Genomic DNA, 22,302 nt, shown 5'->3' on the forward strand with positions numbered 1-22,302 from the left:
GCGCCGCACCGGCACCACCCCGCCCCACCCGCTCCACCACGAAGGACCCCCATGCGTGACCTCCACCAGACCGACAGCGTGACCGCCTCGCGCTCCGACGCCCGCGCGCAGGCCGGGTCGCAGTCGGAGTACATGCCCTGGCTGCCGGCGTCGACGTCCCCGTTCGTCCCCGAGGGCGTCGACCCCGCCGACCTGGTCTGGGCCGAGACGGTGGCTCCCGGCGGGTACACGCACCGGGTCCTCGCCCGCGGCTCCCGCATCCGCCTCGACGACCCGACCGGGGACGCCTGCGCGAACACGGTCGTCTACAACGCGATCGAGCCGTGGGAACGCCTCAACGTCGCGGACACGCAGAAGATCCCGTGGCAGGCGTACCTCGGCGCCGGGTCGCCGCTGCTGAGCGGGGACGGTCGGGCCCTCGCCACGATCGTGGAGGACACCTCCGGCCGACACGACGCGTTCTGCGGCACCTCGACCGACGCCTGGAACACCGCGAAGTACGGCGACGCCGCCCCCGAGGGGCCGTCCCCGAGCGGCCGGTCGCTGCTGGCGAAGGCCGCCGCCAAGCACGGGCTCACCAAGCGCGACCTGCCGCCGAGCATCTCGTTCTTCCAGGGCGTGCGGGTCGACCCCGAGGGCGCGCTGGAGCCGATCGGGTCGGCAGGGCCCGGGCGCCACGTCACGCTCGTCGCCGAGCTCCCGCTGCTGGTCCTCATCGCGAACGTCGCGCACCCGCTCGACCCGCGGCCGGACTACGTCGTGGGGCCCCTGCGCGTGCACGCCTGGCGCGGGGAACCGACCACGGCGGCCGACGAGCGCTTCACCGCGACGCCGGAGCTGACCCGCGCCTACCTGAACTCCATCGACCACGCGGAAGCACGAGGCTGAGACGATGACCGACACCATCACCTCCACCGTCCCCGTCGGCGCCGTGCACGCGCCCGACGCCGTCCTCGACTGGAGCGAGTCGCTCGTGCCCGGCACGGTCGTCCGTGACGACCGGGTCGCGCCGCTCGCACCGTGGTCCGCCGTCGTGCGGGCCGGCGAGGTGCTCACGATCGTCGACGTCGGTGGCAACCAGAGCGCCGACTGCCTGGTCTACGACGCGCACGACCCCGACGAGCGGTACAGCGTCCCCGACACCCTCGTCGCGCAGGGCAACGCCTACGTCCGCACCGGCACGGTCCTGATGTCGAACGAAGGCCGCCCGCTGATGACCGTCGTCGGCAACGAGATCGACCGCCAGGACACCATCGGCGGCGCCTGCTCGAAGGAGTCGAACACGCTCCGCTACGGGCACCACACGGCGTACCAGCACGGCTGCCGCGAGAACTTCCTCGCCGAGGCGGCCCGACACGGCCTCGGCGTCCGCGACCTGGTCTCGAACCTCAACTGGTTCATGAACGTCCCGGTCGAGGCGGACGGCGCCCTCGGCATCGTCGACGGCATGAGCGCCCCCGGCAAGCGCGTGGCGGTCCGGGCGGAGCGTGACGTGCTCGTGATCGTGTCGAACTGCCCGCAGATGAACAACCCCTGCAACGACTTCTCCTGCACGCCCCTCCGGATGATCGTGGTGCAGCCGTGACCGCCCTCGACACCGGCGCGACGCCGGCACCGACGCCCGACGGGCGTCCCGCCCTCAGCACCGACACCGTCCTCGTCGCCAACCGCGGGGAGATCGCCCGCCGGGTCATCCGGTCCGCCAAGGCGCTCGGGATGCGCACGGTCGCCGTGTACTCCGACGCCGACCGTGCCGCCGGGCACGTCCGCGAGGCCGACGTCGCCGTCCGCCTCGGCCCGGCCCCCGCCCGCGAATCGTACCTGCGCATCGACGCGGTCGTCCAGGCAGCACTCGACTCCGGAGCCGGCCTGGTCCACCCCGGCTACGGGTTCCTGTCCGAGAACACCGCGTTCGCGCAGGCCTGCGCCGCGGCCGGCATCCGCTTCGTCGGCCCGACCGCCGACCAGATCGTGGCGTTCGGCGCCAAGCACACCGCCCGCGAGCTCGCCGCCGCCGCCGGTGTTCCGATGCTCGCCGGCACCGGACTGCTCGCCTCAGCCGAGGACGCCGTCACCGCCGCCGACCGCATCGGCCTGCCCGTCATGCTCAAGGCCACCGGGGGCGGTGGCGGGATCGGCATGCAGGCCTGCGCCACGCTCGACGAGGTGCGCGAGGCCTACGCGAGCGTCGAACGCACCGCAGCAGCCGCCTTCGGCGCCGCCGGCATCTTCCTCGAACGCCTGGTCCGACCGGCCCGCCACGTCGAGGTGCAGCTCTTCGGCGACGGCGAGGGCCGGGTCGCCGTCATCGGCGACCGCGACTGCTCGCTGCAGCGCCGGAACCAGAAGGTCATCGAGGAGGCTCCGGCCCCGGCACTGCCGGACCACGTCCGGGAGGCTCTCCACGAGTCCGCCCGTCGGCTCGCGGCGAGCATCGGGTACCGCAGCGCCGGCACGGTCGAGTTCGTCTACGACCCGGTGCGCGAGGAAGCGTCGTTCCTCGAGGTGAACACCCGCCTGCAGGTCGAGCACCCGGTCACCGAGGAGGTCTACGGCGTCGACCTGGTCGAGCTGATGCTCCGGCTGGCCCGCGACGGCGCTGCCGGCATCCCCGACGACGTGTTCGACCGCCGCTGGACCCCGACCGGGCACGCCGTCGAGGCCCGCGTCTACGCCGAGGACCCGGCCAAGGGCTCGCTGCCGTCGAGCGGCCTGGTGACGCAGGCGGTCTTCCCCGCCACCTCGACCGACGACGGCACCGCGACCGGCATCCGCGTCGACGGCTGGGTCGAGACCGGCTCCGAGGTGTCGGCGTTCTACGACCCGATGCTGGCGAAGGTGATCGCGACCGGGGAGACCCGCGACGACGCCCTCGACCGGCTCCGGGACGCCCTCGCCGAGACCCGCATCGACGGCATCGTCACGAACGCGGGGCTCCTCCGCACGCTCACCGACGACCTCGAGCTCCGCACGGCGACGCACTCGACGTCCACGCTCGACACGACCGAGGACCCGGACCCGCGCATCGACGTCGTGGTGCCCGGGACGATGACGACCGTGCAGGACCTGCCCGGTCGGCTCGGGTACTGGCAGGTCGGGGTCCCGCCGAGCGGCCCGTTCGACGCCGCGTCCTTCGCCGAGGCGAACCGGGCGGTCGGCAACCCGGACGGCGCCCCCGCGCTCGAGGTCACCGCGACCGGCCCCACGCTGACGTTCTCGGCCGCCGCGGTCGTCGCCGTCACCGGGGCACCCGTGCCGCTCACCCTGGACGGCGAGCCCGTCGCGCTGTGGGAGCCGCTCGAGGTCGCCGCCGGACAGACGCTCGCCCTCGGGACTGCTCCCGGCCCGGGACTTCGGAGCTACCTCGCCGTGCGCGGGGGCTTCGACGTGCCGACCTACCTCGGCTCCGCGGCCACGTTCACGCTGGGCGGCTTCGGTGGCCACGCGGGCCGGGCCCTGCTCGCCGGCGACGTGCTCCGTCCCGGCTCCCCCGACTCCGACGCCCCGCACCCGGCCTTCCCCGCTGGCACGCGGCTCGGACTCGTCGGCGGCCCGACCCAGGCCGAGCACCGCACGGCACTGACGGACGCGTGGGAGATCGCGGTCACCGAGGGCCCGCACGCGGCACCGGACTTCTTCACCCGGGCGGACCTCGACGTGTTCTACGCCACCGACTACGGGGTGCACCACAACTCCGCACGGACCGGTGTCCGGCTCATCGGCCCCCGGCCGGGCTGGGCGCGGACGGACGGCGGCGAGGCCGGCCTGCACCCCTCGAACATCCACGACACCCCGTACGCGGTCGGCGCGATCGACTTCACCGGCGACACCCCGATCATCCTCGGACCGGACGGGCCGTCCCTCGGCGGGTTCGTCTGCCCCGCGGTGGTGGCCAGCGGCGACCTGTGGAAGCTGGGCCAGCTGCGCCCGGGCGACACCGTCCGTTTCGTCCCCGTCCGCGAGACCGACGCCGCCGCGCTCATCGCGAACCGAGCCTCCAGGACGGTCCCGCGCACGGGACGCGACGGGCGCACCGGCGGTGACGGCGACGACGGGGTGCTGGCGCGCCTGGACGCGACCCCGACCCGACCGAGCGTGGCGTACCGCCGCGACGGCGACGACAACGTCCTGGTCGAGTACGGCGACATGACGCTCGACATCGCGCTGCGGATGCGGGTCCACGCGCTCATGACGAAGCTGCAGGAGCACACGCCGAAGGGCGTCCTCGACATCACGCCGGGCATCCGTTCGCTGCAGGTGCACACCGACGCGTCCGTGCTCAAGGCGCGCGACGTGGCCGGGCTGCTCCGCGAGCTCGAGGACGAGATCCCGCCGACGGACCAGCTCGTCGTGCCGTCGCGCACCGTGAAGCTGCCGCTGTCGTGGGACGACCCCGCGACCCGGCTGGCGATCGAGCGGTACATGAACGGCGTCCGGAACGACGCCCCGTGGACGCCCTGGAACATCGAGTTCATCCGGCGCATCAACGGGTTGGACTCCGTGGACGACGTCTTCCGCACGGTGTTCGACGCGAGCTACCTGGTGCTCGGCCTCGGCGACGTGTACCTCGGCGCCCCGGTCGCCACCCCGCTCGACCCCCGGCACCGACTCGTCACCACGAAGTACAACCCGGCGCGCACCTGGACGGCCGAGAACTCCGTCGGCATCGGTGGCGCGTACCTCTGCATCTACGGGATGGAGGGCCCCGGCGGCTACCAGTTCGTCGGCCGCACCGTGCAGATCTGGAACCGCTTCCGCCGCGGCGGGCTGTTCCAGGAGGACCCCTGGGCGCTCCGGTTCTTCGACCGGATCGAGTGGTACCCCGTCGGTGCCGAGGAGCTCCTCGAGCTGCGGGCCGAGACCGACGCCGGCCGCGGGGACTTCGAGACCGTCGACGGCGAGTTCTCGATCGCGTCGTACGACCGGTTCCTCGGGGACAACGCGGACTCGATCGCGGCGTTCCGGGCACAGCAGGCCCGGGCGTTCGGCGAGGAGAAGGACCGGTGGCGGGCCTCGGGCGAGTTCGACGTCCGCGACGAACCGGCCGTGGTCGTGCCCGACGCGGTGACCGTGCCCGAGGGGTCGACGGCCGTCACCGCACCGTTCACCTCGACGGTGTGGCAGGTGGACGTCCGACCGGGCGACCGGGTGGACGCCGGACAGAAGCTGTTGGCCGTGGAGGCGATGAAGATGGAGTCGATGGTGCACGCACCCGTGGACGGACACGTCCTGGAGGTCTACGTCACACCGGGCGAGCAGGTCGCACCGGGCCAGGTCCTCGCCGCGATCGGGGCACCGGCATGAGCGCCGTCAGCGGTGTCAGCGGTGTCAGCGGTGTCAGCGGTGTCGGCGCGACCGCTGCAGGCACCGTGAGCACCGCGGCTGACCGCGTCCACGATGCCTTCGACCGGATCGCCGCGGTCGACCGCCCCGAGGTCTGGATCACCCTGCGCGACCGCGCCGACGTGCTCGCCGAGGCCTCCCGCGTCGACCCGTCGCTCCCCCTCGCCGGGCTGCTCTTCGCCGTGAAGGACAACATCGACGTCGCCGGCCTGCCCACGACCGCCGGCGCCAGGTCGTACGCGTACGAGCCCACGGCCGACGCCACCGCGGTCGCCCGACTGCGGGCGGCCGGTGCGGTCGTCGTCGGCAAGACGAACCTCGACCAGTTCGCCACCGGCCTGGTCGGCACCCGCTCCCCCTTCGGCGCCGTCCGGAACGCCTGGGACCCGACCAGGATCTCCGGCGGCTCGTCGAGCGGGTCCGCCACGGCCGTCGCGCTCGGGATCGTCGACTTCGCGCTCGGCACCGACACCGCCGGCTCCGGTCGGGTGCCGGCAGCGCTCGGCAACCTCGTCGGGGTCAAGCCGACGAAGGGGCTCGTGCCGAACACCGGCGTCGTGCCGGCGTGCCGGTCGCAGGACTGCGTCACGGTGTTCGCAGCGTCGCTCGGGCTCGCCAGGACCGCCGCCGAGCTGATGACCGGGCCGGACGGCATCGACCCGCTCGCCCGCGAGGACCGCGCCCACGCCGCACTCCCGACGCTCCCGCGCATCGCCGTCCCGCTGCCGTCCCAGCTCGAGGGGCTCGCGGACGGGTGGGCCAGCGCGTTCGCCGCCGCCGTCGACCGCTTCCGCGCACTCGGGCACGAGGTCGTCGAGGTCGACATCGCCCCGCTCCTCGACGCCGCGGCGCTGCTCTACGACGGGGCGTTCGTCGCCGAGCGGCACGCGGCCGTCGGCGCCCACATCGAGGCGCACCGGGACCTCGTCGGCGAGGACCTCGACCCGTCCGTCGCGTCGATCGTGCTCGGCGGGGCCCGACCCAGCGCGTCGGAGCTGTTCGCCGACATGGCCCGGCTCGACGCCCTCGGGGCAGCGGGTCGCGCGGTGCTCGAGGGCACGACCGCGCTCCTGACGCCGACCACCACCTGGCACCCGACACTCGCCGAGGTCGCCGCGGACCCGATCGGTGCGAACAGCCGGATGGGGCGGTACACGAACTTCGCGAACCTGCTCGACATGGCCTCGCTCGCGGTGCCCGCGGGCTTCGTCGACGGGCTGCCGTTCGGCGTCATGCTGACCGGTCCCGCATTCACGGACCGCCGGCTCGCGGCGCTCGCCTCCGCGTTCCTCGCCCCCACGGTCGACCTGCTGGTGGTGGGAGCGCACCTCCGCGACCAGCCGCTGAACGGTCAGCTGGTCGCGGCGGGCGGATCGTTCGTCCGGGAGGCCCGCACCGCCTCCGACTACCGGCTGTACGCCCTCGACACGGTGCCGCCGAAGCCGGGGCTGGTCCGCGCGGGCCCGGTCGGGTCCGGCAGTGGGCCCGCCGCCGGCTCGGTCGTCGGTGAGGTCTGGCGCCTGCCCGCCGCGGGCTTCGCGACCTTCGTCACCGCACTGCCCGCACCGATGGCGATCGGCACCGTCACGCTCGAGGACGGCTCGGACGTCACGGGCTTCCTCGTCGAGCCCCTGGCGGTCGTCGGCGCCGAGGACATCACCCACCACGGCGGCTGGCGTGCCTACCGGGAGCAGGGCTGAGCACGGTGGCCTGGGAGGATGGGGCCATGCCCTCCGACGACCGACCGTCCCGCGTCGGACGTCCCCGCGCCGTGCCGGACACGAGCCCGGAGCTCAGCCCCCGCGACCAGATCCTCGACGCTGCGGCGGCGCTGTTCGTCGAGAACGGGTTCAGCGCGACCTCGACCCGCGCGATCGCCGAGCGCGTCGGGGTCCGGCAGGCGTCGCTGTACTACCACTTCGCGGGCAAGGACGACATGCTCGTCGAGCTGCTGACGACGTCCGTTCGTCCCTCGCTCGACGTCGTCCATGACCTCGAGCAGCGCGTGCCGGGGTCGACGAGCGCCGCGGGTGCCCTCGCCGCGCTGGTGCTCATCGACGTGGACACGCTCGTGCGCACCCCGCACAACATCGGGACGCTGTACCTGCTGCCCGAGGTGCAGGGCGAGCGGTACGACGGGTTCCGCGTCGAGCGCCAGGAGCTGCAGGACGCCTACGGCCGACTCGGCTCCCGCGCCGCCACCCCCGACGTGGCACTCACCCCGACGCAGCTCGGCGCCGTGCTCATCCAGCTCGCCGAGACCGTCATCCAGCTCCGGCGTGCCGGTCGGGTCGAGGACGAGGACCGCGACGCGATCGTCACGACCTGCCTCCGTGCCTGCGGTCTCGACGCCGCTGCCGTCGCCGCCGCCCGGCACGACGCGGAGTCCCTGCTCGCTGCCGCCGCCGTCTGACGGTTCCGCTCCCGCCGCCTGACGGATCCGGTTCGCGTCCCCCGAGTTCCCCCGACCAGATCCGTCACCGTCCCGACCGAACTCCCCCGCGTCCCCGACCCCGTGTCCCGGCATCCCCGTGTCCTGTGTCCCCGGTCGGAACATGCGGACGCATCTCTCGACATCGCACGAGTTGATCGACGCCCGCCGTGTCGGACCTCGCGGACGCATCCCCGCCGCACGCAGGTTCCGACACCGCACGAGTCGATCCACGCCCGCCGTGTCGGACCATGCGCACGCATCCCCGCAGCGCGCACGGGACGACACCGTCGAGGTCGTACGACACCGACGGTGTCGCGTCGCGCCCGCACACCGACACCGGCGACCTCGGGCACGACATCGTCGAGGTCGTACGACAACGACTTCGTCGCTCAGGCCGTCTCCCGCCCGCAACACCGCGACACCGCGACACCGCGACACCGCGACACCGACCGGGACACCCCCTGGGACGGAACACCGGCGGGACGGGCAGAGTTGGAGGGGAAGCGCGTCCTCCGACGTGCGTCCCAGAACGACAGAAACGGTGCAGCATGACGACGACGGTCCTCCTCGATCTTCAACTCCGGAGCGACGCCTCACCCGAGGAGGTCGAGTCGACGGTCCGCGAGACGCTCGCGCAGACCCGCCAGCACCACGGCTGCGAGTCGCTCGAGGTCCTGGTCGACGACGCCGACCCCACGCACCTCGTGGTCGTCGAGCACTGGACCACCACCGCCGACCACGACGCCTACGCCGCATGGCGTGGCACCCCCGAGGGCGCCTCCCCGCTCGGCCAGGTCCTCGCTGCCCCCGGCGTGAAGCGCATCTACAGCAGCACGATCGAGCTCTCCTAGCGGATCGCGTCCGACGCGACCCGACGACGGACGGGAGGCTCCTGACCAGCTGGTGGGGAGCCTCCCGTCCGTTCCGGGGTCACCGGTCGGCGAAGCCGCCGAGCATGCCGGAGATGAACCGCTTCTGCAGGAAGAAGTAGAGGACGACGATCGGCAGGGCGACGATCACCCCGGCGGCGGAGAGCAACGAGTAGTCCGTCAGGTGCGCGCCCTTGAAGAACGCGAGGCCGAGGGGGGCCGTGCGGTGGTCCTCGCTCGTGATGAGCACCAGGGGCAGCAGGAACTCGTTCCACGTCCACATGGTGATGAGCAGGGACATCGTCATGATCGGGGCGATCGCCGCGGGGACCATGACCTGCCAGAGCAGGCGGACGTCGCGGGCGCCGTCGAGGCGGGCGGCCTCGATGACCTCGCCGGGGAAGCTGCGGAACTGGCTGCGCATCCAGAAGATGCCGAAGGCCAGGGACTGCGCGGTCTGCGGCAGGACCAGACTGGAGTAGGTGTCGGTGAGGCCGACGGACCGCAGGTTGAAGTAGAGCGGGATGATGAAGGCCTCGGCCGGGAGCATCAGGCCGGCGAGCATCACGAAGAACAGGACGTTGGAGCCGAAGAAGTCGAGCCGGCCGAACGCGAAGCCGGCGAACACGGCGAGGATCGTGGTCAGGACGACCACCGACACGGTGACCAGGACGCTGGAGAACATGTAGGTGGCGAAGTGCCCCTGCGTCCACGCGGCACCGAAGTTCCCGAGGTCGATCTTCGTCGGCAGGCTGAACCCGCCCGAGTTCTGCGCCGACGGGGTGACCGAGGACAGCAGCACCCCGATGAGCGGGATGATCGCGAACAGGGCGAAGAGCGTCAGGATGACGTAGTTGACGGTCTTCTCGCGGACGGAGAGCCTCATGCGACGTCCTTCGGCTGCAGACGACCGATCAGGGCCGTGACGATCATGATGACGACGGTGAGCGAGACGGCGACCGCCGCTGCCGAGCCGACCTGCCCGGTCTGGAACGCCCGGTTGTAGGCCTCGAACGCCGGGACGGACGTCGAGTTGCCGGGTCCGCCGCTGGTGGTGACGTAGACCAGGTCGAAGGTCTTCAGCGCCGAGACGACCGTGAGCGTCAGGGCCGCCGCGATCTGCCCGCGCAGCGACGGCAACGTGATGGAGAAGAACTCGCGCGCCGCACCGGCACCGTCGATGCGGGCGGCCTCGAACAAGCTCGGGTGGATGTTGCCCACGCCGGAGAGGAACAGCACCAGGCACAGGCCGACGTTCAGCCACGTGCCGACGAAGCCGATCGCGGGCAGGGCCGTGTCGTACCCGCCGAGCCAGACCTGGGCGAACTGCCCGAGGCCGACCAGGCGCAGGCCGTCGTTGAGCAGCCCGTCGGCGGAGTAGATCGACACCCAGATCGTCGCGACGACGACCGAGGCGATGACCTGCGGCAGGAACAGCACCGTGCGGAAGAACGACATCCCGCGCAGGCCGTTCGCCCGGGAGATCAGCGCGGTGAGGAACAGCGCCACCACCACGGGGATCGCAGCGTAGAACACCATCAGCACGAGTGCGTGCCCGAACGACGCGCGGAGCTGCGGGTCGGTCACGACGCCGGCGTAGTTGGCGAAGCCCGCCCAGGTCGCTGGCGAGAGCCCGTCCCAGTCGTAGAACGAGTACTGGATGCTCTGCAGGAACGGCACCCCGAGGAACACCGCGAACACGACGAACGCCGGCAGGACGTAGAGGTACGGCACCAGGCTGCGGCGGCGCCGGCGGGGGCCGGGCGGGCGCTGCTCGGCGCAGCACCCGCCCGGGTCCCGGTCAACTGGGTCACGAGGCGGTCCTCACTTCTTGACGAAGCCGGTGTAGTCGGTCTGCAGCGTCTTCGTGTACTGCTCCGGTGTGGCCTTGCCCGCGACGAGGTCCTGCATGGCCGCGGTGATGGTGTCGTAGAAGGTCGGGGTGGCGTAGTCGAGGTACGGCGTGAGGGCGTTGGCGCTGGAGATCGTCTTGTAGTTGCTCGTGATGTCACCGGCGATCGTGCCCTCGGCGGGGGTGTCGGTGTCCGGCACCACGGTCGGCAGGTTGCCTTGGTCGACCAGGGTCGTGGCGGCCTTCGCGTTCGTGACGAAGTCGACGTACGCGGCTGCGGCGTCCGCGTTCTTCGTCTTCGACGTGATGGCCCAGGCGAGGCCCTCGCCGCCCATCGTCACCGGGGTCGAGGCCCCGGTCGGCGTGAGCGCCGTGAACCCGATGTCCTTCGCCTTGCTGGCGGCCTCGAGGGTGGCCTGGTACCAGGTGCCCGTGATGAGGAAGGCCGACTTCCCCGAGCCGAACGCGCTCACGGCGTCGTCGCGGGAGACGCCGTTCGCGCCCTCGGTGACGTAGCCGTCCTTCACCCAGCCGCTGATCGTGCTGGCTGCCTCGACCTCGTCGTCCCCGGTCCAGCTGCCGGACTTGCCGGCGACCAGGTCGTTGACGGACTCGCGCCCGGCGAGGGCGGAGAGCACCAGGCCGTAGAGGTGGATGCCGGGGCTCTTCTCGACGTCGCCGTAGCTGAGCGGCAGGGTGCCCGCGGCCTTGACCTTCTGCATGTCCTCGGTCAGCTCGGCCACGGTGGTGGGCGGGCTGTCGGTCCCCGCCGCCTTGAGGACCTCCTTGTTGTAGTACAGGCCCACCAGCTCACCGGTCTGCGAGACGCCGTACAGCTGGTCCCCCTGCCAGGTCGTCCCGTCCGAGGAGAACGAGTTCAGCTTGAGCAGGCTCGACGGGTAGTAGTCGTCCCAGCCGTAGAGCTCGGCGTAGTCGTCGACGGGGCGCAGGAACCCGGCCTTCACGAACGCGCCCATGTCCGGGTAGCCCTGGTTCGCCTGCACGACGTCCGGCGGGTTGTCCCCGGAGAGGGCGAGCTTCAGCGTGGTCTTCAGGTCGGCGAAGGAGCGCGAGACCCGCTTGACCGTGATGTTCGGGTGGGCCTTCTCGAACGCGTCGTTGAGGACCTGCTGCGCGTCGTTGATGCCGGTGTCCGTGTTCTGGTCCCAGACGGTCAGCGTGGTCTTCGCCGAGCCCACGTCCTTCGACACCGGGCCGAGGCTCTGGGAGGCGGCTGGGGCGGCGGACCCGCCGGGCGTGCAGGCGGTGAGGCCGAGGGCGACCGCCGCTGCGACGCCGATGAGCATCGACGCCTTGCTGATGTGCTTCATGGTGGGTCCAGTTCTGCGAGGGGGTGGGTGTTCGGGTCAGTTGTCGGCGCTGGGGACGTCGGCGAGGAAGGACCAGTCGCCCGGGGCAGCGCGCTGGTCGAGGAAGACGCGGAGCTCGTCCGGGTGCGGCGCGCTCGCCGCTCCCCCGAGTCCGGTGACGGCGAAGGCCGCGCTGGCGGCAGCGAACCGCAGCCGCGTCTCGAGGTCCCAGCCGTGGTGCACACCGGCCATGAACGACGCCACGAACACGTCACCGGCGCCGGTCGGGTCGACGGCGTCGACACGGACCGTGTCGGCAGTGACGACCACGCCGTTGGCGGAGTCGACCGCCACGACGCCGTCGGGCCCACGGGTGACGACCGCGAGCGGCACACGCTCGGCGAGCACCTTCGCCGCGGCGAGCGCCGAGTCCGTCCGGGTGTACCGCATGGCCTCGACGTCGTTCGGCACGAAGACGTCGATCTCGGCCAGACGGTCGAGCACCCCGCCGCTCCACTCGCCGGTGTGGTCCCACCCGACCCCGCCGACGACCGTGGTGCCGGCCGCGCGGAGCCGGGCGACCCAGGCGGGCAGCGGCTTGGCGATGCCGACGTGCGTCGCGGCCACCGGGCCGATGTCGTCCGGCACGACGGTCGGGCCGAGGTGCTCCTCGTAGGTGATGAAGCTGCGGTCGTCGGGCCCGGTGAGTGCCACGGACACGGCGCTCTGGTGACCGGGCACCAGCTCGAGCAGGGAGGTGTCGAGGAACGGCTCGGCGGTCAGCACGTCGTACACGTGGCGGCCGAGGACGTCGTCGCCCAGGCAGCTCGCGAGCATCGTCGGGGCACCGGCTCGGGCAGCGGCGACCGCACGGTTCGCGACGCCGCCCGGGGTGATGGCGAATGCCTCGGCGAACACCTCGGCGCCCTGCTCGGGAGCAGTGACCCCGGAGAAGACGACGTCGCAGTAGACGTCCCCGGCGAACAGGAGGGTGCCGCGAGTGGTCTCGTCGGCCTGCCCGCCGGTGTGTCCGGTGGGTCGTGGCTCGGCATGCGCCTCGGTCACGGCAGTCTCCTCGTCATCGCGGATCAGTGCTGCGCAGGTGTGCTCGACCTGGGACGGATCCGGTGGTGGTGCTCAAGCCTGCGTGCTTCGTGTTGCGAGGACGTTACCTGGTTGCGCCAGATTTGTTAAGTCTGCTTGAGTGCGGCTTCCGCTTGCGCGATCTTGCTTGTTTCTGCTCGAACTGCGTTACTGTGACGCCATGATCCTGCGCGACCGACAGAACCGCATCATCCGGGCACTCCGGGCTGACGGTGCTGCCTCCGTGCAGGAACTCGCAGAGGCCCTCGCGGTCAGCCCGGCGACGATCCGCCGCGACCTCGAGATGCTCGACCGCAACGGCGAGCTCGTCCGCACGTGGGGTGGCGCGGTCCTCCCCCCGCGAGCCACGGCGCAGGACGACACCGACCCGGACGAGGCCGTCGAGACCCCGTTCGAGCAGGCCGGTGACCTCGACCTCAAGCGCCGCATGGCCGAGGCCGCCGCCGCGATGGTCACCGACGGCCAGGTCGTCATCCTCGACATCGGCACGACCACGCCGCAGATCGCCGAGCTGCTCCGCGGCCGGGACATCACCGTCATCACCACGAACCTCGCGGTGTTCGACGTGCTCCGTGACGACGAGGCCGTGCGGCTCGTGCTGCTCGGCGGGGTCGTCCGACGCAACTACCGCACGCTCGTCGGTTCGCTCGCCGAGGCCGCGCTCGAGCAGGTCAGCGCCGACCTGCTGTTCCTGTCCTGCACCGGTGTCCGCGCCAACGGACACGTGGTGGACAACATGGCGGTCGAGGCCCCCATCAAGCAGTCCATGATCGCGGCCGCCGATCGTGTGGTGCTGCTCGCGTCCGAGACCAAGTTCCCGGGGAGCGGGGCCCTCCGGCTCTGCTCCCTCACCGACGTCGACACGCTGATCACGACGACCGGCGCCCCCGACGAAACACTCGCACACAGCCGGAACGCCGGCGGAGAGGTCGTCATCACATGAAGCTCTGCATCCTCGGAGGCGGCGGGTTCCGCACGCCGTACGTCTACCAGGCACTCCTGCGCGACACCGGTTCCCCCCGGGTCGAGGAGGTCGCGCTGTACGACGTCGACGAGGTCCGCCTGCACGCGATGGTGGCGATCCTCACCGAGCTCGCGGCCGACTTCCCCGACGCCCCGGTCCTGAAGCCGACGACCGACCTGCACCGCGCGGTCGAGGGCAGTGACTACGTCTTCGCCGCCCTCCGCGTCGGCGGGCTCGAGGGACGACGCTGCGACGAGCACGTCGCGCTCGACCTCGACGTCCTCGGGCAGGAGACCACCGGCCCCGGCGGGCTCGCGTACGCCATCCGCACCGTCCCCGTCATGGTCGAGGCCGCGAAGGTCATCCGCGACCTCGCACCCAACGCCTACGTGATGAACTTCACGAACCCCGCCGGCATCATCACCGAGGCCATGCAGACCGTCCTCGGCGACCGCGTGCTCGGCATCTGCGACACCCCCTCGGGCCTCGGGCGCCGGGTCGCCGGCATGCTCGGCCTCGACCACACCCGGGTCCAGATGGACTACGTCGGCCTGAACCACCTCGGGTGGATGCGCCGCGTGATGTACGACGGCCGCGACGTGCTCCCCGAGCTGATGGCGGACGACGGGCGTCTCGGTGCCATGGAGGAGGGCCACGTCTTCGGGCTCGACTGGATCCGCAGCCTCGGTGCCATCCCGAACGAGTACCTGTACTACTACTACTTCAACCGCGACGCCGTGCGCTCGATCATCGGCTCCGGCAAGACCCGCGGCGACTTCCTCGCCGAGAGCCAGTCCGCCTTCTACGACCGGGCCACCGCCGCGGGTGACGGGGTGGCCGACCTGTGGCGCGAGACCGTCGCCCGGCGCAGCGCGTCCTACATGGCCGAGGCGAAGGGCGGCACGCAGGACGAGCCGGTCGACGCCAAGGAGCGCGAGACCGACCCGTCGCACCAGGGCTACGCGGGCGTCGCCCTCGGGGTCATGGCAGCGATCAGCCGCAACGAGCGCCAGACGATGATCCTCAACGTCCGGAACAACGGCACGATCGCCGGGCTCCCCCGGGACGCCGTGGTCGAGGTCCCGACGATGGTCGACGCGAACGGCGTCCACCCGATGTCCACCGACCAGCCAGACCTGCACCAGATCGGGCTGATGTCCCAGGTCAAGGCCGTCGAGCGCCACACGATCGCCGCCGCCATGACCGGGTCGAAGGACGAGGCGCTCAAGGCCTTCGCGCTGCACCCCCTCGTGGACAGCGTCACGATCGCCCGCGACCTGGTGCGCGGGTACATCGACCGCATCCCGGAGGTCGCGGCGGTGCTCACGAAGTAGCCGCGTCCCGGACGGGAGGCTCGGTGCCAGCTGGCACCGAGCCTCCCGTCCGTCGCGGTGCAGCTCCGGCACGGCGCTGCCGACGCGCACCGCCCCGCACTGGCCTCCCCGCCGTCCCCGGACTAGATTGTTGAACAACCCGGCGACGACAGGGAGCACCCGTGACGACGATCGACCTCAACAGCGACCTCGGCGAGGGCTACGGCGCCTGGAGCATGGGTGACGACGGCGCGATGCTCGACGTCGTCTCGAGCGCGAACATCGCCTGCGGCTTCCACGCCGGCGACCCGACGATCATGCTCGCCACCTGCCGCGCCGCTGCCGAGCGCGGCGTCGCCGTCGGTGCACACGTCGCACACCGCGACCTGGCGGGCTTCGGCCGGCGCCCGATGCACGTCACGCCGGACGAACTCCACGCCGACGTCGTGTACCAACTCGGCGCCATGACCGCCACCGCCCGCGTCGCCGGCACCCGGGTCACGTACGTCAAGCCCCACGGGGCGCTCTACAACACCGCCTGCGCCGACCCGGTCCAGGCCGAGGCCGTCGTCCGCGCGATCGCCGACGTCGACCCGTCCCTCGCCGTGCTCGCCCTGCCCGACTCCGAGCTCCTGCGCGCAGCCGAGCGCCACGGACTCCGCGCCGTCAGCGAGGCCTTCGCCGACCGCGCCTACGAACCCGACGGCTCCCTCGTGTCGCGGAGCACGCCCGGGTCCGTCCTGCACGATCCCGAGCAGGTGGCCCAGCGCGTCCTCCGCATGGTGACCGAGGGCGTCGCGACCGCCGTCGACGGGTCCGAGGTCTCCGTCCGCGCGGACTCGGTCTGCGTCCACGGCGACTCCCCCGACGCCGTCGCGATGGCCCGGGCGATCCGCCGGCTGCTGACCGAGCAGGACATCGCCATCGCCCCGTTCACCGGAGCCGGAGCCGGAGCCGGAGCCGTAACCGCGCCCGTGCCCGTGCCCGTTCCTGGAGCGGCAACAGACCAGACGCCCGCATGACGCTCGACCTCCGCCCCGCCGGCAGCAGCGCCCTGCTCGCCACCTTCGACACCCTGCAGGACACGGTCGCCTTCCGCGCCGGCCTCGGCCACCGACCCCCGGAGTCACCGAGGTCGTGTCCGGCGCCCGCACGCTCCTGTTCCGCTACGACCGCACCCGCACGGACGCCGCCCGCCTGCGCGCCGACCTGGCAGGCATCACGCCGTCCGCCACCAGCACCGCAGCACGAGCCGAGACGGCCACAGACGCGGACGCTGACGCAGCCGCAGCCGTCGTGATCCCCGTCACGTACGACGGCGACGACCTCACCGCCGTGGCCGACCTCATCGGCATGACCCCCGCCGACCTCGTCGCCTGGCACACCGGCCAGATCTGGACGAGCGCCTTCTGCGGCTTCGCTCCCGGCTTCAGCTACCTGACCGGAACCGCCCCCTCGCTGGACCTGCCCCGCCGCAGCACCGCACGCACCGCCGTCCCGAGCGGCGCCGTCGCCCTCGCCGGGGAGTTCAGCGCCGTCTACCCGCGCACCTCCCCCGGCGGCTGGCAGCTCATCGGGCGCACCGACGTCCCGATGTGGTCACTCGACCGCGACCCACCGGCGCTCGCACCCGCCGGCACACGCATCCGCTTCGTCGACACGAGTGGCACGTGAACACGCTCACCGTCGAGCGCATCGGCTTCGGCGTCACGACCCAGGACCTCGGCCGCCCGGGCTTCAGCGACATGGGACTCGGCGCGGCCGGCGCAGCCGACCGAGGTTCCGCGGCGCTCGCCAACCGGATGGTCGGCAACCGTCCCGGCGCAGCCGTCCTGGAGGCCCTGCTCGGCTCCGTCTCGCTCCGATCCGACGCGCACGTGGTCGCCGCCGTCACCGGAGCGGCCTGCGCGGTCGAGGTCGAGCGGGCTGACGGCAGCGTTCACGGCGCGGCCGCGAACGAGGTCCTGCTGCTCGGTCCCGGCGACACCGTGCACCTCGGCGTCCCCGACACCGGCCTGCGCTCGTACGTCGCCGTCCGTGGCGGGTTCGCCGTCGAGCCGGTGCTCGACAGCCGGTCGTGGGACTCGCTCGCGCAGCTCGGTCCCGCTCCGCTGCAGGCCGGCGATGCGCTCCCGATCGGCACCGAGGCCGACGGCTGGCCCGTGGTCGACGCCGTCGCGCCGCCGCTCGAGCCCTGGCCGTGGGAGTCCGTCGTGCTCGACGTCGTCCCGGGTCCGCGTGACGACTGGTTCACACCTGCGTGGCGGACGACCCTGACGGGGCAGGACCACCGCGTGAGCCCGGACAGCGACCGTGTCGGCGTCCGGACCACCGCGGCGGAGCCCCTCGTCCGCGCAGTCACGCACGAGCTCCCGAGCGAGGGCGTCGAGACCGGATCGCTCCAGGTGCCGCCGGACGGCTTCCCCGTGCTGTTCCTCGCCGACCACCCCGTGACCGGCGGGTACCCGGTCGTCGCCGTCCTCACACCCGCATCGGTCGACCGTGCCGCCCAGCTCCGGCCGGGCGACACGGTCCGCTTCCGGGTCGTGTGACCCGGATCAGCCGACGTAGGCGTACGTGCTGACCCAGTCGATGTCGAGGTGTCCGTTGCCGCCCCAGTTCCCGACCTGGAACATGTACCGGTGCGGCGTCGTCGGCACGTCCACCGTCACGGTCCGGATGACCCTGCCGTCGACCAGGTAGGTCACGGACTTCCCGGGGATCCACTCGACCGAGTAGGTGTGCCACTGGCGCCAGGACACCCCGGTGCTGATGCTCGTCGAGTGGGCTTCCCATCCCGGCGTCATCGAGTGCTGGAACGCCATCGGCGTGCTCTCGAAGTTGCCCTCCGGGTAGTCGATCTCGCCGTCGGACCAGACGTTCGACGACGGCCACAGCATGAAGGCCGCACCGTTGCCCGTCCCGCCCTCGGCCTTCGCCCGGACCGAGAACTTCCCGCCGACGTGCGACCAGGCACCGTTCGGCGTGCCGAAGGTCCCGGCGGCCCCGCGCGCGCCGTCGAGCTTGACGTCCATGTAGCCGTCGCGGGCGCTGACCTGCGTGCTGGAGGAGTAGATCCCGGAGGTGCCGTCCGGGTAGGGCTGCCAGGAGTTCGCGTAGGTCCTGGCGAACTGGCCGTTCGCCGCGGCCGCGGTGCTGAAGTCCTCGCGGAACGTCTGCTTGAAGGGCCCGACGTCACCGACGGGTGCCGGGGTGCCGGCCTCCGCGACGGACGTCGATCCGAGCGGGACGGCGACGATCGCTGCGCCGAGGACGACAGCGGCGAGTGTCGCTCTGGTGGTGGTTCGTTTCTGCATGGCTGTCACTCCCTGACGTGACGATCGACACCGGATCCCTGCGGTGTCGAGCCGGATCTCGGCTGTCCACAGAACGTAGTTGTTCACGACAACGAGCGCAGGGGCTTGACAGCCGATGTTGTCTCTGCAAACACCAGAGGAACAGCCGTCACCGCAGGGAGTGTTCGCGGGCCTCCATCGCGTCCCAGGCGAAGCTCGCCAACCAGTGCGTCGAGTAGTACTCCTCGCCGACGCTCGCGGCGAGCCCGGACACGAGCAGCCGCTCCGCCGCGTCGTCGAGCAGGTCCGCGAGGTCGTCGGTCGACGTACCCGCAGCACGCAGGGCGTCCGCGACCCGACGGGCAGCGCCGGCACGGGACAGGTCGAGCCCGAACAGATGCACCTGCTGCGGGTCGTTCTCGTCGCGGACCACCGTCGACTGCAGGACGTCGTCGCCGGCGCGCACATCGGAGCAGAAGGCACGGACCCACGGGGCGAACTCCGCCGGGGGCAGGACCGCGCGCATGAGGTCGGCCTCGGCCAGGCCCGCCGAGAGGAAGTCGTGCCCGCTGCGCTCCCACGCGAAGGGCCACGCGGTGTCCGCGCCGAACCAGTCACGCGCAGCGCGCTCGCACGTCGCGGCGAGGTCGTCCCGCCCGAGCGACCGGGCGGCCTCGAGCACGAGCTGCAGCCCGAACGCGGAGTTCGAGTGCACCCCGTGCCGGACGGGGTGCGCCGCACCGTCGACCCAGCGGGTGACGAGGTCCTCGACGGCGTCGACCACCGGCACGAACCCGGGCCCGAGCGCACGGATGGCGGGCACCGGCGACGACGTGACCTCCGCCGCCAGGCGCATGACCCAGGCCCACCCGTAGGGGCGCTCGAAGTGCGACGCGCTGCGGAGGTAGGCCGCCTCGGTCGCCAGGTGGTCCGCGGTCAGGTGGGCCTGCAGGATCGTGGTGATCGGGGCCTCCTGGCTGGCCGGCAGGCCGAACGCGACCAAGCGGGCGGCGAGCCAGTGCATGTGCACCGACGAGTGCCAGTCGTAGGAGGTGGCGAAGGCCGGGTGCAGCTCGACCGGCAGGGCCCGGTCGTCCGGGCCGGACGTGGTGTGCTGCGACGCGTAGGGGTACTCGCGGGTGATGTTGTCCGCGGCCACGGCGGCGAAGTCCGCGGCCCAGGCGGCCCGGGTGGGGTCAGAAGGCGACAACGTACATGACTCCCATGTTGACGACGAGCAGGATGGCGGCGGTCGGGATCTGGGCCTTGATCGGGCCGTACTTGTCCCGCATCTCGAGCAGCGCGGCGGGGACGAGGTTGAAGTTCGCCGCCATCGGGGTGACGAGGGTGCCGCAGAAGCCGGCGAGCATGCCGATCGCGAAGATGGCCGCCGGGTTGCCGTCGAAGCCCTGCACCAGGACCGGCCAGCCGATCGCGGCGGTCATGATCGGGAACGCGGCGAACGCGTTGCCCATGATGACGGTGAACAGCGCCATGCCGAGGCAGTAGACGACGACCGCGGCGAGCAGCGAACCGCTCGGCAGGATCGTCTTGATGATGGTGCCGACCGCGTCGCCGACCCCGGCCTGCGTGAACACGATGCCGAGCGTGGAGAGCATCTGCGGGAGCAGCGCTGCCCAGCCGATGGCCTGCAGGAGTCGGCCGCCCTCGCGGATCGGTGTGGCGATCTTCGGCGGGCGCAGGACGAACACCGCCACGACCACGGCCAGGACCGATCCGATGCCGAGTCCGGTCAGGGTCGCACTGCCCTCGGCGAGCAACGGCGTGCCACCGATCGTGACGAGCGGGCCGAGCGTGGCGACCAGGACGGCGACCACCGGGACGACCAGTGCGGGGATGAAGAGCCGGTTGCCGAAGCGCGTCGCGAAGGACGCACGTTCCTCAGGCGACGTCGTCGCGAGCACGCTCGTGCTGTCGCTCGACTGCCGGGCCATGGCCCCGGTGGGTTCCGCCGGACCGGTCTCCGCGCCGACGCCCGCACCCGGGATGCTCGCCACGCGGGTGCGGCTCGGCCGACCACCCCTGGCCGTGGTGCCGGTGAAGCCGAGGCCGGCCAGCGCCACCATCACCAGGACCGCGATGCCGAGGACCCACGAGGGTGCCGTCTTGGCGGCGACGAAGGTGCCGTAGAAGAAGGAGATGCCGAGGATGCCCCAGAAGGCCGCGTTGCCGAGGCGCTTGGCGTGCTCCCGGTCCGTGACGATGAGCACCGCGACCGCGATGAAGAACGCGCCGATGAGCCAGTAGAGCCATTCGCTGGTGATCACGCTGCCACCCCCGTGGTGGTCGAGGCGCCGCGCATGTCCGCCGCCATCCGGTCGAGCTTGCGGTCGAAGAGCAGCAGCCGGATGCCGTGCACCAGCAGCGCGGCGATGCCCGTCGGGATCGCCCAGAGCGCGAGGTCGATCGGCTCGAGTGCCAGGTCGTAGGTCGCGTCGACGAAGGTGGTGATGAGGAGGATCGAGCCGACCGCGACGAAGACGTCCTCACCGAAGAACACGCCGACGGTGTCCGAGGACGCGGAGAAGCCCTTGATCTTCTCGCGCATCGGGTCGTCCACGCTGCCGTACTTCTTGATGGCGGCGCCCTCGGCCATCGGGTACACGAGCGGGCGCACCGTCTGCGCCGGGCCACCGATGCTCGTCAGGCCGACGGCGGCGGTGACCTGCCGGATCGCGAGGTACCCGGCGAGCAGGCGCCCGGTGGTCAGCTTGTCGAGCTTCGCGATGAGTCGCTTGGCCTGGTCCTGCAGGCCGTAGCGCTCGATCAGACCGATGACCGGCAGCACGAGCGCGAAGGTCGTGACGCTGCGACTGGAGGCGAAGCCGTCGCCGAACGCGGTGAGGATGCCGACGGGACCGATCCCGCCGATGGCCGCGGTGACGATCCCCGCGACGGTGACGACGAGCAGCGCGTTGACGCGCAGTGCGAAGCCGACGATGACGACGGCGACGCCGATGAGGACGAACATGCGGGACAGTCTGGACTGCATTGTTCAACAATCACAAGACCCTTCCGCGACTTGTAACACGGCGGTCACACACGCTGCCTGTGGAGGAGTTGTCCCCCGCCCGTGTCAGGATCGGGGCATGAACCGAACCGTCAGCGGCGCCGAGTCCTCCGCGACCCGGCTGCGCACGATGATCGCGTCCGGCGACTTCGCCCCGGGCGCGCAGCTGTCCGAGGAACGCCTGAGCGACCAGCTCGGGGTCTCCCGGAACACGCTGCGCGAGGCCTTCCGACTCCTCGCCCGCGACCGACTCGTCGAGCACGTCTTCAACCGCGGGGTGTTCGTCCGCCGACTCTCGGCCGCCGACGTCGTCGACCTCTACGCCGCCCGCCGCGTGCTCGAATCGGCTGCCATCTGGGCGTGCACGCCGTCCTCCCCCGCCCTCGCCGACGCCTCGTCCGCCGTGTCCGAGGCGCGCGCCGCTGCTGCCGCCGGCGACTGGCGTGCCGTCGGCACCGCCGACATCCGCTTCCACGCGGCACTCGTCCGAGCTGTCCCGAGCGAACGGATCTGGGGTCTGATGGACGGTCTGCTCGCCGAGATGCGGCTCGCGTTCCTCACCACGGACGACCCCGGGTCCTTCCACGCCGGGTTCGTCGAGCGGAACGAGGCGATCGTCGACGCGCTGCGCGCCGACGACCGATCGGCGGCGTCCGCACTGCTGACCGACTACCTCGACGACGCCGAGCGGACGCTGCGGTCGGCCGCCGACGCAGCACGCTGACGGGAGGCTCGCCCTCCGTCCGCCTCGGACAGTGCGCTTGTCACCGGGTCCCGAGACGCTTA

The 22,302-nt window shown here is 72.0% G+C and carries 20 protein-coding genes; 12 read left to right on the forward strand and 8 right to left on the reverse strand.

Annotation, left to right across the window (positions count from 1 at the left end; translation table 11 throughout):
• Nucleotides 1-51: 51 nt before the first annotated feature.
• From OVA28_RS18540 to OVA28_RS18565, 6 genes are all read left to right on the forward strand, one after another.
• Complete coding sequence (locus OVA28_RS18540) at nt 52-888, forward strand: urea amidolyase associated protein UAAP1 (protein WP_268098041.1); 837 nt, start codon at nt 52-54, stop codon at nt 886-888.
• A gap of 4 nt (nt 889-892) precedes the next feature.
• Nucleotides 893-1,585, forward strand: a complete 693-nt coding sequence (locus tag OVA28_RS18545) for an urea amidolyase associated protein UAAP2 (protein ID WP_194661572.1) — start codon at nt 893-895, stop codon at nt 1,583-1,585.
• Complete coding sequence (uca, locus tag OVA28_RS18550; protein WP_268098043.1) at nt 1,582-5,304, forward strand: urea carboxylase; 3,723 nt, start codon at nt 1,582-1,584, stop codon at nt 5,302-5,304. Before OVA28_RS18545 ends, uca begins: the two co-directional genes overlap by 4 nt.
• On the forward strand, nt 5,301-7,043 hold the full coding sequence (atzF, locus tag OVA28_RS18555) for an allophanate hydrolase (protein ID WP_268098044.1): 1,743 nt from the start codon (nt 5,301-5,303) through the stop codon (nt 7,041-7,043). Before uca ends, atzF begins: the two co-directional genes overlap by 4 nt.
• 26 nt (nt 7,044-7,069) lie before the next feature.
• Nucleotides 7,070-7,756: a TetR/AcrR family transcriptional regulator gene (locus OVA28_RS18560; protein ID WP_268098045.1), complete on the forward strand. Its 687-nt coding sequence runs from the start codon at nt 7,070-7,072 to the stop codon at nt 7,754-7,756.
• 569 nt (nt 7,757-8,325) lie between these two features.
• Nucleotides 8,326-8,628, forward strand: a complete 303-nt coding sequence (locus tag OVA28_RS18565; protein ID WP_268098046.1) for a putative quinol monooxygenase — start codon at nt 8,326-8,328, stop codon at nt 8,626-8,628.
• A gap of 79 nt (nt 8,629-8,707) precedes the next feature.
• Here OVA28_RS18565 and OVA28_RS18570 read toward each other — a convergent pair whose 3' ends face one another.
• The 4 genes from OVA28_RS18570 to OVA28_RS18585 form a co-directional block, all read right to left on the reverse strand.
• On the reverse strand, nt 8,708-9,532 hold the full coding sequence (locus OVA28_RS18570) for a carbohydrate ABC transporter permease (protein WP_194661567.1): 825 nt from the start codon (nt 9,530-9,532) through the stop codon (nt 8,708-8,710).
• Nucleotides 9,529-10,380, reverse strand: a complete 852-nt coding sequence (locus tag OVA28_RS18575; protein WP_268098047.1) for a carbohydrate ABC transporter permease — start codon at nt 10,378-10,380, stop codon at nt 9,529-9,531. Before OVA28_RS18575 ends, OVA28_RS18570 begins: the two co-directional genes overlap by 4 nt.
• A 90-nt stretch (nt 10,381-10,470) precedes the next feature.
• Nucleotides 10,471-11,829 (reverse strand): extracellular solute-binding protein, encoded by a 1,359-nt coding sequence (locus OVA28_RS18580; protein ID WP_268098048.1) that lies wholly within the window; start codon nt 11,827-11,829, stop codon nt 10,471-10,473.
• A 36-nt stretch (nt 11,830-11,865) separates the two neighbouring features.
• Nucleotides 11,866-12,873, reverse strand: a complete 1,008-nt coding sequence (locus OVA28_RS18585; protein WP_268098049.1) for a carbohydrate kinase family protein — start codon at nt 12,871-12,873, stop codon at nt 11,866-11,868.
• A gap of 199 nt (nt 12,874-13,072) precedes the next feature.
• On the opposite strand from OVA28_RS18585, the gene OVA28_RS18590 reads away from it, so the two are divergent.
• The 5 genes from OVA28_RS18590 (at nt 13,073) to OVA28_RS18610 (ending at nt 17,741) form a co-directional block, all read left to right on the forward strand.
• The gene (locus tag OVA28_RS18590) at nt 13,073-13,855 is read left to right on the forward strand and encodes a DeoR/GlpR family DNA-binding transcription regulator (protein ID WP_194661564.1); all 783 of its coding nucleotides are present in this window, start codon (nt 13,073-13,075) and stop codon (nt 13,853-13,855) included.
• Nucleotides 13,852-15,210, forward strand: coding sequence for a 6-phospho-beta-glucosidase (locus tag OVA28_RS18595; protein WP_268098050.1), 1,359 nt, complete (start codon nt 13,852-13,854; stop codon nt 15,208-15,210). The genes OVA28_RS18590 and OVA28_RS18595 overlap by 4 nt, the downstream gene beginning before the upstream one ends.
• A gap of 161 nt (nt 15,211-15,371) precedes the next feature.
• A complete protein-coding gene (locus OVA28_RS18600; RefSeq protein WP_268098051.1) occupies nt 15,372-16,211 on the forward strand; it encodes a LamB/YcsF family protein in 840 nt (279 codons plus the stop codon).
• Between the two features lie 115 nt (nt 16,212-16,326).
• Nucleotides 16,327-16,863 carry a 5-oxoprolinase subunit B family protein gene (locus OVA28_RS18605; protein ID WP_268098052.1) on the forward strand — a complete coding sequence of 179 codons (537 nt, stop codon included), beginning with the start codon at nt 16,327-16,329 and terminating at the stop codon, nt 16,861-16,863.
• Nucleotides 16,860-17,741, forward strand: a complete 882-nt coding sequence (locus OVA28_RS18610) for a biotin-dependent carboxyltransferase family protein (protein WP_268098053.1) — start codon at nt 16,860-16,862, stop codon at nt 17,739-17,741. The genes OVA28_RS18605 and OVA28_RS18610 overlap by 4 nt, the downstream gene beginning before the upstream one ends.
• A gap of 6 nt (nt 17,742-17,747) precedes the next feature.
• Here the strand turns inward: OVA28_RS18610 and OVA28_RS18615 are convergent, their stop codons facing one another.
• The 4 genes from OVA28_RS18615 to OVA28_RS18630 form a co-directional block, all read right to left on the reverse strand.
• On the reverse strand, nt 17,748-18,506 hold the full coding sequence (locus OVA28_RS18615; RefSeq protein WP_268098054.1) for a glycoside hydrolase family 16 protein: 759 nt from the start codon (nt 18,504-18,506) through the stop codon (nt 17,748-17,750).
• A gap of 148 nt (nt 18,507-18,654) precedes the next feature.
• A complete protein-coding gene (locus OVA28_RS18620; protein ID WP_268098055.1) occupies nt 18,655-19,695 on the reverse strand; it encodes a DUF2891 family protein in 1,041 nt (346 codons plus the stop codon).
• Nucleotides 19,682-20,773 (reverse strand): DUF979 domain-containing protein, encoded by a 1,092-nt coding sequence (locus OVA28_RS18625; protein WP_268098057.1) that lies wholly within the window; start codon nt 20,771-20,773, stop codon nt 19,682-19,684. Before OVA28_RS18625 ends, OVA28_RS18620 begins: the two co-directional genes overlap by 14 nt.
• Complete coding sequence (locus OVA28_RS18630) at nt 20,770-21,477, reverse strand: DUF969 domain-containing protein (protein WP_194661557.1); 708 nt, start codon at nt 21,475-21,477, stop codon at nt 20,770-20,772. The genes OVA28_RS18625 and OVA28_RS18630 overlap by 4 nt, the downstream gene beginning before the upstream one ends.
• A gap of 118 nt (nt 21,478-21,595) precedes the next feature.
• Here OVA28_RS18630 and OVA28_RS18635 point away from each other — a divergent pair, with 118 nt between their 5' ends.
• On the forward strand, nt 21,596-22,240 hold the full coding sequence (locus OVA28_RS18635; RefSeq protein WP_268098058.1) for a GntR family transcriptional regulator: 645 nt from the start codon (nt 21,596-21,598) through the stop codon (nt 22,238-22,240).
• Nucleotides 22,241-22,302 lie beyond the last annotated feature (62 nt).

Source organism: Curtobacterium sp. SL109 (assembly GCF_026672405.1).
In the GTDB taxonomy this organism is placed as follows: domain Bacteria; phylum Actinomycetota; class Actinomycetes; order Actinomycetales; family Microbacteriaceae; genus Curtobacterium.

Excerpts from the sequence above, each read along its gene's own strand:
- OVA28_RS18545 (WP_194661572.1), top strand. The coding sequence starts at position 893 with ATGACCGACACCATCACCTCCACCGTCCCCGTCGGCGCCGTGCACGCG.
- OVA28_RS18560 (WP_268098045.1), top strand. The coding sequence starts at position 7,070 with ATGCCCTCCGACGACCGACCGTCCCGCGTCGGACGTCCCCGCGCCGTG.
- OVA28_RS18635 (WP_268098058.1), top strand. The coding sequence starts at position 21,596 with ATGAACCGAACCGTCAGCGGCGCCGAGTCCTCCGCGACCCGGCTGCGC.
- OVA28_RS18565 (WP_268098046.1), top strand. The coding sequence starts at position 8,326 with ATGACGACGACGGTCCTCCTCGATCTTCAACTCCGGAGCGACGCCTCA.
- OVA28_RS18580 (WP_268098048.1), bottom strand. The coding sequence starts at position 11,829 with ATGAAGCACATCAGCAAGGCGTCGATGCTCATCGGCGTCGCAGCGGCG.
- OVA28_RS18615 (WP_268098054.1), bottom strand. The coding sequence starts at position 18,506 with ATGCAGAAACGAACCACCACCAGAGCGACACTCGCCGCTGTCGTCCTC.
- atzF (WP_268098044.1), top strand. The coding sequence starts at position 5,301 with ATGAGCGCCGTCAGCGGTGTCAGCGGTGTCAGCGGTGTCAGCGGTGTC.
- OVA28_RS18570 (WP_194661567.1), bottom strand. The coding sequence starts at position 9,532 with ATGAGGCTCTCCGTCCGCGAGAAGACCGTCAACTACGTCATCCTGACG.
- OVA28_RS18540 (WP_268098041.1), top strand. The coding sequence starts at position 52 with ATGCGTGACCTCCACCAGACCGACAGCGTGACCGCCTCGCGCTCCGAC.
- OVA28_RS18630 (WP_194661557.1), bottom strand. The coding sequence starts at position 21,477 with ATGTTCGTCCTCATCGGCGTCGCCGTCGTCATCGTCGGCTTCGCACTG.
- OVA28_RS18595 (WP_268098050.1), top strand. The coding sequence starts at position 13,852 with ATGAAGCTCTGCATCCTCGGAGGCGGCGGGTTCCGCACGCCGTACGTC.
- OVA28_RS18590 (WP_194661564.1), top strand. The coding sequence starts at position 13,073 with ATGATCCTGCGCGACCGACAGAACCGCATCATCCGGGCACTCCGGGCT.